The 14,855-nt window shown below is 74.7% G+C and carries 9 protein-coding genes; 5 read left to right on the top strand and 4 right to left on the bottom strand.

What is annotated here, in order from left to right; all coding sequences use genetic code 11:
• Positions 1–35: 35 nt before the first annotated feature.
• The 4 genes from ACLJT4_RS20005 to ACLJT4_RS19990 all read right to left on the bottom strand — a co-directional run bounded on the left by ACLJT4_RS20005 (position 36) and on the right by ACLJT4_RS19990 (position 6,375).
• Positions 36–2,141, bottom strand: a complete 2,106-nt coding sequence (locus ACLJT4_RS20005; RefSeq protein ID WP_411123635.1) for a PP2C family protein-serine/threonine phosphatase — start codon at positions 2,139–2,141, stop codon at positions 36–38.
• 78 nt (positions 2,142–2,219) lie between these two features.
• Positions 2,220–3,476, bottom strand: coding sequence for an ATP-grasp domain-containing protein (locus tag ACLJT4_RS20000; protein WP_411123633.1), 1,257 nt, complete (start codon positions 3,474–3,476; stop codon positions 2,220–2,222).
• A 35-nt stretch (positions 3,477–3,511) separates the two neighbouring features.
• A complete protein-coding gene (locus ACLJT4_RS19995; RefSeq protein WP_411123631.1) occupies positions 3,512–4,750 on the bottom strand; it encodes an MDR family MFS transporter in 1,239 nt (412 codons plus the stop codon).
• Positions 4,747–6,375, bottom strand: coding sequence for an AMP-binding protein (locus tag ACLJT4_RS19990; protein ID WP_411123629.1), 1,629 nt, complete (start codon positions 6,373–6,375; stop codon positions 4,747–4,749). The genes ACLJT4_RS19995 and ACLJT4_RS19990 overlap by 4 nt, the downstream gene beginning before the upstream one ends.
• Positions 6,376–6,655: 280 nt before the next feature.
• Here ACLJT4_RS19990 and ACLJT4_RS19985 point away from each other — a divergent pair, with 280 nt between their 5' ends.
• The 5 genes from ACLJT4_RS19985 (at position 6,656) to ACLJT4_RS19965 (ending at position 14,845) form a co-directional block, all read left to right on the top strand.
• The gene (locus ACLJT4_RS19985; protein ID WP_411123627.1) at positions 6,656–7,927 is read left to right on the top strand and encodes a condensation domain-containing protein; all 1,272 of its coding nucleotides are present in this window, start codon (positions 6,656–6,658) and stop codon (positions 7,925–7,927) included.
• Positions 7,928–8,080: 153 nt separating this feature from the next.
• Complete coding sequence (locus ACLJT4_RS19980; RefSeq protein WP_411123625.1) at positions 8,081–10,516, top strand: ATP-grasp domain-containing protein; 2,436 nt, start codon at positions 8,081–8,083, stop codon at positions 10,514–10,516.
• A 44-nt stretch (positions 10,517–10,560) separates the two neighbouring features.
• On the top strand, positions 10,561–12,240 hold the full coding sequence (locus ACLJT4_RS19975) for a carbamoyltransferase C-terminal domain-containing protein (protein WP_411123623.1): 1,680 nt from the start codon (positions 10,561–10,563) through the stop codon (positions 12,238–12,240).
• Positions 12,237–13,577, top strand: a complete 1,341-nt coding sequence (locus ACLJT4_RS19970; protein ID WP_411123621.1) for a KamA family radical SAM protein — start codon at positions 12,237–12,239, stop codon at positions 13,575–13,577. Before ACLJT4_RS19975 ends, ACLJT4_RS19970 begins: the two co-directional genes overlap by 4 nt.
• Positions 13,574–14,845, top strand: a complete 1,272-nt coding sequence (locus ACLJT4_RS19965) for a pyridoxal phosphate-dependent aminotransferase (protein WP_411123619.1) — start codon at positions 13,574–13,576, stop codon at positions 14,843–14,845. Before ACLJT4_RS19970 ends, ACLJT4_RS19965 begins: the two co-directional genes overlap by 4 nt.
• Positions 14,846–14,855: the final 10 nt, after the last annotated feature.

Raw genomic sequence — 14,855 nt, 5'->3', positions numbered from 1 at the left:
TCCCGTCGCGCGCCGCCGCTGCGGGTACGGCCCGTTCACGCGCCGTCGCCCGGACCGCCGCCGGTCGGGGCGAGCAGCAGCAGCGCCACGTCGTCCAGCCGCTCGCGCCGGGCCCCGCGCCGGGCCAGGACGGCGTCGGCGAGGGTGCCGGGGTCCACCTCCACGTCCGCCTCGGAAAGCTCGGTGGCCAGGTCCGCCACCCCCTCGTCCAGGTCCCGGCCGGGCCGCTCGACCAGCCCGTCGGTGTAGAGCGCGAGCACCGCCCCGGGCGGCACGGCGACGGTGGTGGCGGAGTACCGGGTGCCGGGCGCCACGCCCAGCAGCATCCCGGGCGGCACCCGCAGTACCTCGGTGCGCCCGTCGGGGTGGCGCAGCACCGGCGGCGGATGGCCGGCGCTGGCCAGGCACGCCTGGTGCGTGCGCAGGTCGAGGTGGACGTAGAGGCAGCTGGTGAACAGGTCCGGGTCCAGGTCGCAGAGCAGCCGGTTGGTGCGGTCCAGCACCTCGTCCGGTGCCGCGCCGGCCGAGGCGTGGGCGTGCACCGCGGTGCGGGCCTGGCCCATCAGCGCGGCGGCCGCCGCGTTGTGGCCCTGCACGTCGCCGATCACGGCGGCCACCTGGTGCTCGTCGAGCCTGATCAGGTCGTAGAAGTCGCCGCCGATGTCCATGCCGCGGGTCGACGGCAGGTAGCGGGCGGCGACCGCCAGTCCGGGGACCGGTGGCAGGCGGTGCGGCAGCAGCCCGGCCTGGAGGTCGTGCGCGAGCTGCTGCTTGGTGTCGTAGAGGAACGCCCGGTCCAGCGCCTGGGCCATCAGGCCGGCCAGTGAGGTCAGCACCTGCCGCTCGGACGGGGTGAAGGTCCGCGGGCGGCGGTACGCCAGGACGCAGCAGCCGACCGGACGGCCGGAGACGATCAGCGGCAGCACCGCCCGGGCCGCCATCCCGGTCAGTTCCGGCAGCCCGGGGAAGAACCGCTCGGTCTCCTCGACGGTGCTGAAGAAGCTGGGCTCGCCGGTGGCCAGGGCGCGCACGGTGGGGCTGTTCGCGGTGCTGAGCGGGATCCCCTCGAACGCCTCCACGGCGGCCTGCGGATAGCCGCGATGGCCGACGGTGCGCAGCCGGCCCGAGTCCGCGACGTACATCATCATCCCCTGGGCGCCGAAGGCCGGCACGATCTGCTCGGCGAACAGTTCGGTGACGTCCTGGACGCCCACCGCCTCGGTGAGCGCCGCCGCGAGGTGCAGCACGTGGTACATCTGCCCGGCCCGCAGCGGCATGACCTCGGCGGGCCAGCGGGCCTCCGGATCGGGTTGGTCGTCCGCGGCGCTGATCCACACGCTCACCCCGCGGCCGTCGGGGAACAGCCGGAACGTCAGCCACTGCGCCGGGGGACGGCGGGCGGTGAACGACGCCGGGCGACGGCTGATCACCGCGGCCCGGCACCGGTCCTCGAAAACCGGCCCGGCCAACCAGGGCAGCGCCTCCCAGGGCCGGGACCCGAGCAGCCGGGCCGCGCCGGCGCCCAGCAGCCGGGCGGCGCTCCCGCTCAGCATGGTGACCCGCCCCTCCATGTCCAGCGCGCAGCCGCCGCCGGGCAGCCGTTCCACGTAGTCGACCGCGGCCAGCGCCTGCTCGGGCTCGACGGTGCGGGCCGGGGGCACCGGGACCACCAGCGGCCCGTCGGGGCCGGGGCCCGCGGGCAGCAGCTCGGCCAGCCGCGGGCAGGCGGCGGCGAACGCGATCCGTTCGGCGTCCGACAGCTCCGGTGCGTGGCCGGCCGGCCACAGCAGCACCACCGCGCCCCGGCAGTCGGCGCCGTCGTTCAGCGGGGCCGCGCCCAGCGCGAAGTCGTACGGCAGCGTCACCGCGGTCCGGGGGAAGTCCCGGGCCAGCTGCTGGTGGCCGGCCGCCCACACCAGGCGCTGCCCGCGCGCCGCGACCGCGACCGGCAGGGGCGCGGCCAGCGCGATCCGCCGCCAGGGGTCCAGCACCGGCGGCGGGATGCCGCTCAGTGCGGTCAGCCGCAGCACCGGGGCGTCCGGCGCCAGCTCGTAGACCATGGCCGACGAGGCCCCGGTCTCGGTCATCGTCCGCAGCAGCTCCCGACCCAGTGGGGCGTCCGCGGCCCCACCGGTCGTCATGGTCCACCTACCCACGGCCGCGGCACAGTGTTGACGTTACGCCGCCGGGCGATCGGTGGCAGTGCTACCGGCGGCGCGCTACCAGCGGGTGGCCAGCTCCACGGGGACGGCGGCCAGCGCCGCGTCGGCCGCCGCGTTGGCCTCGGCGGGTGTGGTGGCGCGCACGATGAGGTGGCCGATCCGGGACAGGTTGTCGTCCGGGCCGCCGACGGCGTCGCCGGGCATCTTGGTCAGTGCGGTGGCCACGACGTGGTCGCCGTGCGGGAGCCGCCCGACCCAGCGCAGCGTCCCGGCCTCGGGGGCGGTCAGGAAGCGGATCGCGGCGGCGGCGTGCCGGCGCGGGGTGACGTCGGGGCGTTCGCCCAGGACGGCCTGGAGGTGGGCGCGGGCCATGTCGATGCCGAGGGCTTCGTGCACCAGCCGCATGATGAGGTCGCCGGGCGGGCGCGCCCCCACCTCGATGACCTTCGGCCGGCCGGTCGGTGCCACCTTCACCTCGGTGTGCGCCAGGCCGTGCCGCAGGCCGAGGGCGGTCACCGCACCGGTGGCCGCGGCGCACACCGCGGCCCTGACCTGCGGGGGCAGCGCCGCGGGCACGGTGTGGCCGAGTTCGGCGCGGTGGGTGCCGACGGTGGTGAACTTCTCGGTGACCGCGAGGTGGTGGGCGGTGCCGTCGGCGAGGACCGTCTCCACGCTGAACTCCGGTCCTTCGACGTGCTCCTGGGCGAGCAGGGTGGTGTCCAGGGCGATGCCGTGCGGCAGTTTGTGGCTCTGGGACTGTGCCCGTCGGGCCGCGGCGGGCAGTTCGGCGGCCGAGTGGACCACCGAGACGCCGATCGACGCGGCGTTCTCGGCCGGTTTGACGACCAGTGGGTAGGTCAGGCCGGCGGCCGCGATCCGTCGGGCGAGGGCGTCCGGATCGGGGGCGGTCACGGTCTGCGGGGCCGGGACGCCGTGGGCGGTGAACGCCTCGGCCATCAGCCGCTTGTTGCGGCCGGCCGGCGCCGGCCCGGGGCGGTGGCCGGGCAGGTCGAGCGCGGCGGCCAGCTGGGCGGCGAGCGGGGTGAGGAACTCCCAGCAGGGCACGATCCCGTCGATGCCGGTGGCGCGGCAGAAGCCGGTCAGGTCGTCGAGGGCACGGGCCGGGTCGGCGAAGTCGGTGAAGGCGGTGCCGGTGATCCGGTCCGTCAACTCCGGCCGGTAGTGCGCGTAGAGCTCCTTGTGGGTGGCCACGTAGGTGTCCAGGCCGAGGCCGGCGGCGGCCGCGAGCAGATCCCCGCCGGCGGCGACGTCGGCTTCGAGGAGCAGCACTTTCCTGCGGGGCTTCGTGGGCACGTCCTTCCTTCCTTGTGGGGTGGGTGGCGAGTGGCTCACCGGCGTGCGCGGCGGCGCAGTGCGGGCGCCAGGGCCAGTTGGCCGAAGGCGGCGAGCAGGCTGAGCGCGGCGCAGCTGAGCCACAGGACGGTGGGGCCGACGACGAGCAGGCGGGTGCCGACGACCGGGGCGATCAGGAAGCCGGTGCCCCAGGCCATGCCGATCAGGCCGTTGTAGCGGCCGCGCAGCGCGGGCGGCGCGAGGTCGGCGACGACGGCCGCGGTGACCGCGAAGACCAGGATCTCGCCGAGCGTCGCGATCGCGACCGCGAGCCCGTAGTGGACGGCGGAGGTGGCGGTGGCGGTGACCGCGTTGCCGGCCGCGGCGACGGCGAAGCCCAGGGCCAGCAACCGGCTCTTGTCCCGGCCGTCCAGCCGGTGGCCGATCAGTGGTTGGGCGGCGAGGACGACGATGCCGTTGACCGCCATCACCGTGCCGTAGGCGCCGCTCGACATGCCGGTGGCCGTCATCGCCAACGGCAGTGTGGCGAAAGCCTGTTGGAAGACCACGGCGTAGAGCACGATGATGCCGGCGAAGGCCACCATCACCCGGTCCCGCAGCACGGTGCCGAAGCCGCCGGCGGACCCTTCGCGGGTGGCCGGTCGGGTCTCGGGGACGGCCAGCCACACCAGCACTCCGAACACCGCGCAGGCTCCGGCGTCGAGCCAGAACAGCAGGCCGAAGCCGTGCGCGGCGAGGTAGCCGCCGAGGACCATGGCGATCGAGAAGCCCAGGTTGACGGCCCACAGCAGCAGGCCGTAGGCGCGGGTCCGGTCGGCGGCCGGCACCGCGTCGGCGACCAGTGCCTGGGCGGCCGGCCGGAACAGGTCGAGGGTGATGCCCAGCACGAAGCAGGCCGCGATCAGCACCGGGAGGCTGCGCGCGCTGCCGAGGACGAGCAGGGTCGCGCCGTTCGCCAGCATCCCGCCGGTGAGCGCCGCCCGCCGTCCGAACCGGTCGGCGAGGTAGCCGCCGAGCGGCTGGGAGATCACCGCGCCGGCGCCCCCGACGGCCAGCACCCAGCCGACGGTGGCGACCGGGACGTTCCGGGCGCCGGTGAGGTAGAGGCTCAGGAACGGATTGACCATCGCGCCCAGCCGGTTGACCAGCGAGCCGCCCCACAGGACCCAGAACGCGCCGGGCAGTCCACCGGCCCGCACCCGCACGAAGCTTCGCAGCCGGCCCTCGGTGGCGATGCCGGCGGTGGTGGGCGCGGGTTCGCCGAGTCCGGTCACCGGGCGCTCCCGACGGGCGCGGCGCCGGAGTCCTCGGTGGTCGCCGTGGCCTGCGCGACCAGCGCGGCGCGATCGACCTTGCCGTGGGCGGTCGTGGGCAGCCGGTCCAGCACCCGGATCTCCTGGGGGACCATGTACGGGGGCAGCGTCTCGGCGCAGAAGGTCCACAGGTCGCCGGTGTCGGCGGGGGAGTGGCCGGCGGCGAGGGTGACGAAGGCGGCCAGTTGGGTGCCGCCACCGGGCAGTGGCAACGGCAGGGCGGTGGCCGCGGTGACGCCGGGGTGTTCGGTCAACCGCCGCTCCACCTCGCCGAGTTCGACGCGGTTGCCGTTGATCTGCACCTGGGAGTCGATCCGGCCGGCGAAGCGGTAGCCGCCGTCCGGGCCGCGCAGCGCCAGGTCCCCGGAGCGCAGCACGTACTGGCCGGATTCCGGGCACAGCGGGTCGGGGACCAGCGTGGCGCGGGTGGCCTCCGGGTCGCCCCAGTAGCCGGAGAAGAGGGCGGGGCTGCGCAGGTGGATCTCGCCGACCACGTCGGGTTCGTCCACGACCCGGCCGTCGGGGTCGACCAGCAGGATTTCGGCGCCGGGGTGGGCGGTGCCGATGGAGAGCCGTTCGACCTGCTCCGGGAGCGGGTTGGGGACGTCCTCGAAGGAGCAGGCCATGGACTCGGTGGCGCCGTAGCAGTTGACGATCCGGGCGGTCGGCAACAGTTCCTGGAGGCGCCGGAGTTCGGGCAGCGGGAACTCCTCGCCGCAGAAGAGGACCCCGCGCAGTCCGGTCAGCGCGGCCAGCCGCTTGGGTTCGTGGCGCAGCACCTGGCGCCAGATGGAGGGGACGCCGTTGACCTGGGTGGCGCCGGTCTCCCGCAGGATGCGCAGCAAGTGCCGTGGCCAGCGCACCAGTTGGGGTGGGACGGGGACGACGGCGGCGCCGCTGCCCAGGGCCAGTCCGATGTTGAGCAGCGAGAAGTCGAACTGGAGCGGTGAGGTGCTGGCGATGCGGTCGTCGGGGCCGGCGATCCGGTGCGCCAGCATGCCGCGGTAGAACGCGACCACCGCGCGGTGGCTCATCACCACGCCCTTGGGGCGTCCTGTGGTGCCGGAGGTGAAGATGATGTACGCGGGGTCGGTTGGGCAGGGCGTGTGGCGGCGGGGCGGGCGGTGCGCGGGGGCCCGTTCGACGGTGAGGCCGTCGCGGTCGAAGCGTGCGGTCCCGACCGGCTGCGGCACGTCCGTCCGGCTGCCGTTCGCCGCCTGGAGGTGCAGGGCGGGGCGCACGGTGTCGATGAGGCTCTCCAGGCGCTGCTGCGGGGTCTGCGGGCTCACCGGGACGAAGGTGAGGCCCGCTTGCGAGCAGGCGAGGAGCATCGCGAGGGCCGGGGCGCTGGTGTCCGCCTCCAGGATGACCCGGGCGCCGGGTTCGAGCTCCAGCGCTCCCAGGGCCGCTGCCAACGCGTCGGTGTGGGCGCGGAGTTCGGCGTAGCTGGTGACGGTGGTCCGGCCGGCTTCGGGCGATTCGACGACGGCGGGGGCGTCGGGGGAGTGCCGCGCCGGGTCGAGCAGGAAGGAGTGCAGGAAGTCCGGGCGGAGGTCGGCGGCGGTCGGGTGCGGCTGCTGACTCACGTTACTGAATCCCCCTGTGGCGTTCACACACGATGGTTCGGAGCAAAGGCGGGGCAGATCACGGGATATGGGTCGAAAAACTGCCACCGTGTTCCGACATTTGGAAAGATGATTCCGGGAAGTGGCATTCAGGCTCTCATGGCTTTCCGGGCGCCGGCGTGTGAGGTGGATCACTCCGCGAGTTGGATCACTTCTTGCCACGTTCGGCGGATTGTGGCAGCGTCGTGCTCTGCATGGAACTCATCTTCCGCATCACGGAAATGCGACATGGGGGATCTGTATGTCCGAGGCAGGGCCACTGTCGCTGGGTCAGCTCTCGGTGTGGCACGACATCCGAGACCTCCCGGCGGCCCGGTGGCACGAACCGAACAGCGCCGCCGCCTGGCCCCTGCCACCCGGCACCACCGCCGCGCGGGCCCGCACCGCGCTGCGCACCGTCGTCGCCAGGCACCCGTCCCTGCGTACCCGCTACGACGTCCACGACCCGGCAGCGCCACGGCAGTTGACGCCCGATGCGGACTTCGACGACGCGCTGCCGACGCTCGACGCCGCACCGGCCGACCACCGAGAGGCGGCAGGACCCGACGAACTCGCCGCCCGCCTGGCCGGCGAACCCTTCGACCTGAGGCGTCATCACGGTTGGCGCGCCCGCCTGTTGACGCACCGCGGGGACCCGTCCCACCTGCTGTTCGTCAAGCACCACATCGCCGCCGACGCCTGGGCCCAGGAGCTCCTGCGCCGCGAGTTCCGCCAGGCCCTCGCCGACCCCGACGGGCTCGGCCCCACCCCGCCCGGACCCGCCGACCTGGCCGCCGCCCAGCACGACCCCGCCGGACTCCGCCGACAGGCCGCGGCGCTCGACCACTGGGCCCAACTCCTGCACGGCGCACCGTCGGTGGCCCTGCCCCGCACGCCGGGCGCCGAGGGCGACACCGTCCAGGCCACCCTGCGCTCCGCCGCCGCCCGCCCGGCCGCACACGCGGTCGCCGAACGCGCCCGGGTCTCCGTCGCCAGCGTCGTCCTGGCCGCCTACGTCCACACCGTGGCCACCCTGTGCGACGCCGACACGCTGTTGGTGCAGCTGATGAGCGCCAACCGCTTCGGCGGCCGCTGGAAGGACCTGGTCACCTCCATGAACCAGTGGGTGCCGGCACTGGTCGAACGGGCCCGCACCGCCGACCTGGTCGCCCTTGCCGACGCCGTCCACTGGAGCTCCCTCGCCGCCTTCCGGCACGGCATGCACGACGTCACCGCCGTCGCCGCACTGCGCGAGCGGACGCCGCACGCCGCCGAACCGGCCTGCGCCTTCAACTACGTCGCGCTGCCCGACAGTTCGCCGCTCGACCCGCTCCCGATTCCGGCCTCCGTCGAGGAACCGGTGCTGACCTGGGAAGAGCCCTTCACCACCATCGGCCCGCGATGTTACGCCCGCGCCCTGGAGAGCGATCGCGACCTGACCGTCCGGCTCACCGTCAAGGACCTCGGCCGAGACCGCTGCGCCGCCCTGCTCACCGGCATGCACACCACCCTGCTGGCCGCCGCCGCGGCCTGACCGGCCGCCCGCCCACACCGACGGGGCACCCGGCCCGACGCCGGCCCCGACACCTCACCCGTGCGCAGAGGGAGCCGTCTCCCCTGCCGCCACCGGTGTCCGGCCTGCCCGCCGCCGCCCCGAACCGCGCCCCCCTCGCCCCAGGAGCCCCCGGTGCACCACGTGCTCGTCATCCACCGCTGGACCGACCGCTACGCCGACTACGCCGCCTACCTCGACCACGCCACGCACCGCGTCAGCTACGTCACCACCGAGCGGGCCGCCCGACACCTCCCCGTCGAACACGCCGCCGGCGTACGGCTGGTGGACAGCACCGAGGACGTCAAGGCGGTCCGCGAGGCGATCGACGCCCTGGTCGAGAACGCCGGCCCGGTGACCCGGATCGTCGCGCTCCAGGAGACCGACCTCGACCTGGCCGCCGACCTCCGCGACGCCCTCGACCTGCCCGGCCAACGCGGTGCCGACCTCGAACCGCTCCGCGACAAACTCCTGATGGCCGAGCGACTGGCCGCCGCCGACGTCCCCGTACCGCCGACCGCCGACGCCCCCGACCACGCCGCGGTCACCGACTTCGCCGCCCGCCACGGCTGGCCGGTACTGGTCAAACCGCGCCGCGGCACCGCCAGCGCCGGCATCACCCGCCTGGACTCCCCGGCCGACCTGGCCGACTACGCCTTCCCCCGGGACGGTGCGATGCTGGTCCAACCCTGGCTCCCCGACGAAGTCCTGCACGTGGACGGCGTGTTCACCGGCGACGGCCTCGGCCCCTGGCGGGCCGCCCGGTACCTGACGACCTGCCTGGAATTCACCACCGGCACCGCCCTGGCCTCCGTCGAGATCGACGACCCCGACCTCCTCGACCGCATCGCCGAGATCACCACCGCCACCACCCGCGCCCTCTTCTCCGGGCCCGCCGTCTTCCACCTGGAGCTCTTCCGCGGCGACCACGGCGCACTGACCGTCCTGGAGATCGGCTCCCGGCCCGGCGGCGCCGAAGTCCCCTTCGTCTGGCGGGAGGTGCACGGCATCGACCTGATGGCGGTGGCCTGCGCCCACCAGGTCGGCACCGAGCCGCCGCCGCTGCCGACCGCTCACCCGACCGAGGTCGCGGGCTGGCTGCTCGTCCCGCCGTCGGCACCGCTGCCCTGCCGGGTCCGCACCCCGCCGGCCGCCCAGCAGGACGGGCCGTACGCACAGGTCGCCCCGGCGGCCGGGGCGCTGCTCACCGGCGGCGGGTACGAGCACGCCGGGGCCCGGTTCCGCTACCGCGGCGCCAGCAGCGCGGAGGTGGCCGCCGCGGTCCGCCGCACCATGCGCGACGCCGTCCTGGACTGCACCCCCCTGGACCCCGCCGCCCCGCCCCGGCTCGTCGTCATCGGCTGCGGCAACCCGCCCTACCGCGAATACGCCCTGCACACCCTCGCCGGGCACCTGAGCACCGCACTGGTCCAACCCGCCGAGATCGACTGGCAACGGCGCCACGTCGCCGACCGCTTCGTGGCCGCCGACACCACCGACACCACCGACCCCACCGCCACCACCCGTGCCGCCGCCGCGCTGCTCGCCGACCACCCCGGCCCCGGTGCCGTCCTCACCTGGGACGAGGCGCTGCTGGAAACCACCGCCGAAGTCGCCCGCCGACTCCACCTGCCGCACATGAGCCCCGAGGCCGTCCGCCGCTGCCGCGACAAGCTGACCACCCGGCGGCTGCTGGAGCGCGCCGGCGTGCCCTCCGCCCGCTTCCGGCACGTCCACACCGCGGACCAGGCACGCGCCGCCGCCGACGAACTGGGCCCGCAGGTCGTGGTCAAACCCCGCGACCTGGCCGGCAGCATCGGCGTCAGCCTCGCGGACGGCCCCACCGAGGCCGCCCGCGCCTACGCCCGGGCGGTCGGCGCCGCCTTCCCCGGACTGGGCGCACTGGACGGGGCGATCGTGGAGGAGTACCTGTCCGGACCGGAGATCAGCGTGGACTGCGCGGTCGCCGGCGACACCGTCCACGTGGTCAACGTCGCCCGCAAACGGCTCGGCTTCGCCCCGCACTTCGAGGAGACCGGCCACCTGGTCGCCCCCTGGCGCCACGAACCCTGGGCCGACGAGGTCCGCGCGGTGGTCACCGACGCCCACACCGTCCTCGGCATCCGCACCGGCCTCACCCACACCGAACTCCGCCTCACCCCCACCGGCCCCCGCATCGTGGAGGTCAACGGCCGCCTCGGCGGCGACTTCATCCCGCTGCTCGGCACCCTCGCCACCGGCCTGGACCCGGTCGTCACCGCCGCCGACCTCGCCCTCGGCCGGACCCCCGACCTCCACCCCACCCACGACCGCTGCGCCGAAGTCCGCTTCCTCTACCCCGAACGGGACGGCACCGTCGCCTCGTTGGACGTCACCGCCGCCGCTGCCGAGCCCGGCATCGAACGCGCCGTCCCGCTCGCCGCGCCCGGCACCCGCCTCCTGCTGCCGCCGCGCGGCATCGTCCCCCGCCTGGCCGCCCTGCTGGCCACCGGTGAGACGCCCGACGAGTGCGCGGCCGCCCTCGACCGCGCCCAGCGCGCCGTGCGGCACTCCCTCACCCCCCTCCGGTGACCCGGGCCCACCCGGACACCGACCGACGAAGAGAGACACCCGACATGTGGATCCTTGGCGTCAACGCCCCGCCGACCGGCTGGCACGACAGCGCCGCCTGCCTCATCGACGAACACGGCCAGATCGTCGCCTTCTCCGAGGAGGAGCGCCTCAACCGCCACCGCCACTCCCTCTACCGCAAGCCCTTCAGCGCCGCCCGCTTCGTCCTCCACCAGGCCGGCCTGACCCCCGCCGACATCGACGTGGTCGCCCTCGGCTGGGACAGCGAACAGCTCTACCCGCGGCGGTTCGCCACCGACGCCGACTTCCTCGCCTACGCCGTCGGCCTCGACTTCGGCCCCCACACCCCCGAGGTGGTCCGCGTCCCGCACCACCAGGCGCACGCCGCCTCCTCGTTCTACGCCTCGCCGTTCCGCAAGGCCGGCGTCCTGGTCGTCGACGGCCACGGCGAGAACGAGTCCTCCACCATCTGGACCTACGAGGACGGCGCCGCACCCCGCCTGGAGCGCACCTGGCAGCGCACCGCCTCCCTCGGCTACGCCTACGACGCCGCCTCCACCTGGCTCGGCTTCTCCTTCCTCAACGCCGGCAAGACCATGGGCCTGGCCGCCTACGGCCGCGCCGCCGGCCTGGAGACCGAACCCCTCGTCGAGATCGCCGCCGACGACTTCCGCCTGGCCGTCGCCCCGCTCCACGAGAACCACGGCACCGCCACCGCCGACGAGATCAAGGAGCAGTACGACACCGTCGTCGGCCGGTGGCGGGAGCACTACGCCCGCATCGCCGGCACCGACGGCCCCGACGCCCCCGAGGACCGCCTCGCCGACGACCCCAAGGCCGTCCTCGTCGCGTACACCGCCCAGCGCATCATCGAGGAGTCCGTCCGTCACCTCGCCGCGCTCACCCGCAAGGCCGCCGGCGTCGACGAGCTCTGCCTCAGCGGCGGCGTCGCCCTCAACTGCAGTACCAACGGCACCCTGCCCGGCCCGCTCTACGTCCCGCCGGTACCGCACGACGCCGGCGTGGCGCTCGGCGCCGCCTGGACCGTCCGCCCGCCCCGCCGGCACACCACCGCGCTCAGCCCCTACCAGGGCACCGACGTGCACGGCCCCGACTACGCCGGCCGCGAGGCGGCGCTGGACACCTCCGACCTCCTCCGCACCGACCTCGACACCGACGCCCTCACCGCCCTGCTCCTCGACGGGCAGATCGGCGCGGTCGCACAGGGCCGCGCCGAGGTCGGGCCGCGCGCCCTGTGCCGCCGCTCGATCATCGCGGTGCCGAACACCGCCGACGTCAACACCCGGGTCAACACCGTCAAGAACCGCGAACAGTGGCGCCCCTTCGCCGGCGTCACCCGACGCGACTACGGCGAGCGGCTCTGGGAACAGCAGGAGCACCTGAGCCGGTACATGCTCGGCGCCGCCAAGGCCACCGAACTCGGCCGGCAGGTCGCCCCCGGCGTCGTCCACGTCGACGGCACGACCCGCCCGCAGGTGCTGCACGGCGACGAAGCGCCGGCCGTCGGCGCCGTCCTCGACGCCCTCGACCGACACGGCGCCCCGCCGGTGCTGCTCAACACCTCCTTCAACGACAAGGGCGAACCCATCGTCAACACCGCCGCCGACGCGCTGACCGCCTTCCGCGCCATGGACCTCGACTTCCTGGTGCTCGGCGACGACCTCTACCGCAAGCAGGGCCGGACCGGGGGTGCCCGCCGATGACGGCCGGTGCCCCGGAAACCACCCGCTTTCGCGCGTACGGGCCCCGCCACATCGACACCATCGCCGACCGCCACGGGCTGCCCGACGAGGTGCGGGAGACCGTCCGCCGGATCTCCCTGGTCCTGCCGTTCCGCGTCAACTCCTACGTCCTGGAGCAGCTGATCGACTGGGACGACGTGCCCGGCGACCCGATGTTCCAGCTCACCTTCCCGCAGCGCGGCATGCTCACCGGCGACGACGAGGACCGGCTCGGCAAGCTCTCCGCCGACCCGGCCGACCGACTGCTGCTGCGCGAGGCCGTCCAGGAGATCCGCGGCCGGCTCAACCCGCACCCCTCGGGCCAACAGCAACTCAACGTCCCCGTCCAGGACGGCGACCCGATCCCCGGCCTCCAGCACAAGTACCGCGAGACCGTGCTGTACTTCCCCGGCCAGGGACAGACCTGCCACGCGTACTGCACCTACTGCTTCCGCTGGGCGCAGTTCATCGGCGACGCCGACCTGCGGTTCGCCGCGCCCGACCCGAGCGGTCTGCTCGACCACCTCCGCACGCACCCCGAGGTCCACGACGTGCTGGTCACCGGCGGCGACCCGATGGTGATGTCCACCGACCGGCTGCGCACCCACCTGGAGCCGCTGCTGGACGTGGAGACGGTCCGCACCGTCCGGATCGGCACCAAGTCCGTCGCCTACTGGCCCCAGCGCTTCGTCACCGACGCCGACGCCGACGACGCGCTCCGCCTCTTCGAGCAGGTGGTGGACTCCGGTCGACAGCTCGCGGTGATGGCCCACTTCAGCCACCCGCGGGAACTGGCGACGGACCTGTCCCAACAGGCCATCCGCCGCATCCGCGCCACCGGCGCCGTCGTGTACTGCCAGGCCCCGCTGATCGCCCACGTCAACGACGACGCCGACACGTGGAGCCGGCTGTGGCGCGCCGAACTCGCGGCCGGCGCCGTCCCCTACTACCAGTTCGTCGAGCGGGACACCGGTCCGCACGAGTACTTCAAGGTGCCGTTGGCCCGCGCCGCGGAGATCTTCGCCGACGCCTACCGCACTCTGCCCGGCCTCGCCCGCACGGTCCGCGGTCCGGTCATGTCGGCCACCCCGGGCAAGGTCGTGGTGGACGGCGTGGAGGAGACCCCCGAGGGGGCGTTCTTCCGACTGCGGATGCTCCAGGCGCGGCAACCGTCCCTGGTCGGCCGGCCGTTCCGGGCCCGCTACTCGGCCACCGCCGCCTGGCTCGACGAACTGGAGCTGGACCCCGCCACCCCCGCCGACCTCGCGGCGGCCGTCCGCGGCGGGACCACGTCCCGCACCGAAGGGAGCCCGGCATGACCCCCGCCCACCCCAGCGCCCCCGCGCCCTCGCCGAACCTCGCGCTGAACCAACTGGTCGACCGGCGCCGGGCCCGCGGCGAGTCCCTGGTCCACCTGGCGTTCGGCGAGGCCCGCCTGCCGGTCCTGCCGCAGCTCGCGGCACGGTTGGCGGCCGGTGCGAGCCGCGCCGCCTACGGGCCGGTGGCCGGCGCCGAGGACGTCCGCACCGAGGTGGCCGGCTACTTCACCCGCCGCCGGCAGCCCACCACCGCCGACCAGGTGGTGGTCGCCCCCGGCAGCAAGCCGCTGCTGATGGCCCTGCAACTGACCGTGCCCGGGGACGTGTTGCTGCCCAGTCCGGCCTGGAACACCTACGCGCCCCAAGCCCGCTACGCCGGCAAACGGGTCTACGGCGTGCCGGTCCCCGCGGAGTGCGGCGGAGTCCCGGCGCCCGACGCGCTGCGCACCGTCCTGCGCGAGGCCCGCGCCGCCGGCGGTGATCCGCGCCTGCTGATCCTCACCCTCCCCGACAACCCCACCGGCACCCTCGCCCCGCCCGCGCTGGTCCGCGAACTCGGGGCACTGGCACGGGAGGAGGACCTGGTGGTCGTCGCCGACGAGATCTACCGCGACATCGTCCACGACCCCGACCGCACCCCCTTCCTCAGCCCGGCCGAGGTGGCCCCCGAACGCACCGTGGTCACCAGCGGCCTGTCCAAGACCCTCGGCCTGGGCGGCTGGCGGATCGGCGTGGCGCGGTTCCCGGCCGGCGACACCGGGGAGCGGCTGCGCGACGGCGTGATCACCGTCGCCAGCGAACTGTGGTCCACGCTCGCCGGCCCGATGCAGCACGTCGCCGCGTACGCCTACGCCGAGCCGCCGGAGATCACCGACCGGGTGCGGGCCGCGGCCCGGCTGCACGGTGCGGTGGCCCGGGCCGTGCACCGGATCGCGGTCGACGCCGGCGCCGTGTGCCGCCCGCCCACCGCCGGCTTCTACGTCTACCCGGACTTCGAGCCGCTGCGCGCCCGCCTGGCGGCCCGCGGCATCACCGACTCGGCGTCCCTGGCCGGCGCCCTCCTCGACGGGTCCGGCCTCGTCGTCCTCGGTGGCCACCTGCTCGGCGACGACCCGCAGGCGCTCCGCTTCAAGGCCGCCACCAGCCTCCTCTACGGCGACGAGGAGCAGCAGGCGGCGGCGCTGGCGGCCGACGACCCCACCCGACTGCCGCACATCGCCGGCGAACTCGACCGGATCGCGAAGGGGTTCGCCCGACTCGTCAACTAGCCCCGCCCCG

This window comes from Streptomyces sp. x-19 (assembly GCF_046549115.1).
GTDB classification, from domain to species: domain Bacteria; phylum Actinomycetota; class Actinomycetes; order Streptomycetales; family Streptomycetaceae; genus Streptomyces; species Streptomyces albulus_C.
The sequence above is the reverse complement of the archived record's forward strand: the minus strand, read 5'-3'. Positions and strand labels throughout refer to the sequence as shown.